The organism is Kallipyga massiliensis ph2 (assembly GCF_000311985.1).
Taxonomy (GTDB): Bacteria; Bacillota; Clostridia; order Tissierellales; family Peptoniphilaceae; genus Kallipyga; species Kallipyga massiliensis.
Window position 1 is genome coordinate 1 of record NZ_HE978587.1, and the last position, 2,596, is coordinate 2,596.

Below are 2,596 nucleotides of genomic sequence, written 5' to 3' on the forward strand. Positions count from 1 at the left end.
ATGGGAGGACCACCTCCTAAGCCTAAATACGTCCATGTGACCGATAGTGAACAAGTACCGTGAGGGAAAGGTGAAAAGAACCCCGGAAGGGGAGTGAAAGAGAATCTGAAACCTTGTGCTTACAAGCAGATAGAGGGGTCATGCACCCTGATATCGTACTTTTTGTAGAACGGGCCAGCGAGTTATATTCGTAAGCGAGGTTAAGCCCTACAGGGGCGGAGCCGAAGGGAAACCGAGTGTGAAACGCGCGAGAGTTTGCGGATATAGACCCGAAACCGGGTGATCTAGTCATGAGCAGGATGAAGTAGAAGTAAAATTCTATGGAAGACCGAACCAGGTGCGGTTTAAAACGCATTGGATGACTTGTGATTAGGGGTGAAAAGCCAATCGAACCCGGAGATAGCTGGTTCTCCTCGAAACCACTTTAGGGTGGGCCTCATGTGTAAGATAAAGGGAGGTAGAGCACTGAATGGTCGCGGGGGATATATCCTACCAACACCTATCAAACTTCGAATTCCGTTTATTATCCATGGGAGTTAGACTATGTGGGATAAGCTTCATAGTCGAAAGGGAAACAGCCCAGACCGTCAGTTAAGGTCCCTAAATCATGTTCAGTGGAAAAGGAGGTCATTCTACTTAGACAACCAGGACGTTGGCTTAGAAGCAGCCATGCATTGAAAGAGTGCGTAATAGCTCACTGGTCGAGTGGAGCGGCGCCGAAGATACACGGGGCTAAACATGATACCGAAGCTACGGGATTGATCGAGACAAAAAGTATTTTGTTAAACACGCTTATAACTGTGAAGACTAGAAATATCTTAGTCAAATTTCTAAGACGAAAACGCGTTAAAGAGATTGAGGTAAGAAGCAAGTTATCTTAATGAATTAATGCAATTTCACGCAAGAGAGATTCACAAGAAAAGCGCGAAGTAACAGAATACTTTTTGTCTTGACAATCGGTAGAGGAGCATTGTATGTTCACTGAAGCAAAAGGGGTAACCCATTGTGGAGGGCATACAAGAGAGAATGCTGGCATGAGTAGCGAGAAGGCGAGTGAGAATCTCGCCCGTCGAAAGCCGAAGGATTCCTGAGCAAGGCTCGTCCTCTCAGGGTTAGTCGGGACCTAAGCTGAGGCCGAAGGGCGTAGGCAATGGATATCCGGTGGAGATTCCGGAACTGTTTTTACTCGTTTGAGAGAAGTGTTGACGCAGAAGGCTAAGGGAAGCAGGCGAAAGGTAGAGCCTGTCCAAGGAGGTAGGGAAATCCGCCGAATGGTGCTGAGATCTGATGGGGACCGAAAAATAAGTAGGGAAGTCTCTGATGCCCGGCTGCCGAGAAAAGACGCTATCGAGAGTAAGAGCACCCGTACCAAAACCGACACAGGTTGGCAGGATGAGAATTCTAAGACGCGCGGAAGAACCTTTGTTAAGGAACTCGGCAAAATGACTCCGTAACTTCGGGAGAAGGAGTGCCATATAAAAATAGAACTTTGCGTTCGACGAATCGTATGGCTGCAGTGAATCGGCCCAAGCGACTGTTTACCAAAAACACAAGTATCTGCGAAGTCGTAAGACGAAGTATAGGTGCTGACACCTGCCCGGTGCTGGAAGGTCAAGGGGAAGCGTTAGCGCAAGCGAAGCGTTGAACTTAAGCCCCAGTAAACGGCGGCCGTAACTATAACGGTCCTAAGGTAGCGAAATTCCTTGTCGGGTAAGTTCCGACCCGCACGAAAGGTGTAACGATTTGGGCGCTGTCTCAACAAAGGATCCGGTGAAATTGTAGTACCCGTGAAGATGCGGGTTACCCACGCTAGGACGGAGAGACCCCATGGAGCTTTACTGTAGGCTGACATTGGACTTTGGTTTTTAATGTACAGAATAGGTGGGAGACTGAGAGCTAGTGGCGCCAGCTGCTAGGGAGTCGCCTTTTGGATACCACCCTTTAAGGACTAGAGTTCTAACCTAGGTCCGTGATCCGGACCGGGGACACTGTCAGTTGGTCAGTTTGACTGGGGCGGTCGCCTCCCAAAGAGTAACGGAGGCGTTCAAAGGTCTGCTCAGGATGGACGGAAACCATTCAATGAGTGTAAAGGCAGAAGCAGGCTTGACTGCGAGAGAGACAACTCGAGCAGGTGCGAAAGCAGGACTTAGTGATCCGGCGGTTGCGAGTGGAAGTGCCGTCGCTTAACGGATAAAAGCTACCCTGGGGATAACAGGCTTATACCCCCCAAGAGTTCACATCGACGGGGGTGTTTGGCACCTCGATGTCGGCTCGTCTCATCCTGGAGCTGGAGCAGGTTCCAAGGGTTGGGCTGTTCGCCCATTAAAGAGGTACGCGAGCTGGGTTCAGAACGTCGTGAGACAGTTCGGTCCCTATCCAGCGTGGGCGTGGGAAATTTGCGAGGAGCTGCCCCTAGTACGAGAGGACCGGGGTGGACAGACCAATGGTTTACCAGTTGTCCTGCCAAGGGCACCGCTGGGTAGCTACGTCTGGACAGGATAAGCGCTGAAGGCATCTAAGCGCGAAGCCCCCCTCAAGATGAGATTTCCGAAAGAGACCAGGTAGAAAATCTGGTTGATAGGTCAGAGGTGGAAGT

The 2,596-nt window shown here is 50.2% G+C and carries 1 rRNA gene; it reads left to right on the forward strand.

What is annotated here, in order from left to right:
- A 23S ribosomal RNA gene (locus HGKM_RS08080) occupies window positions 1-2,596 on the forward strand; the annotation flags it as partial.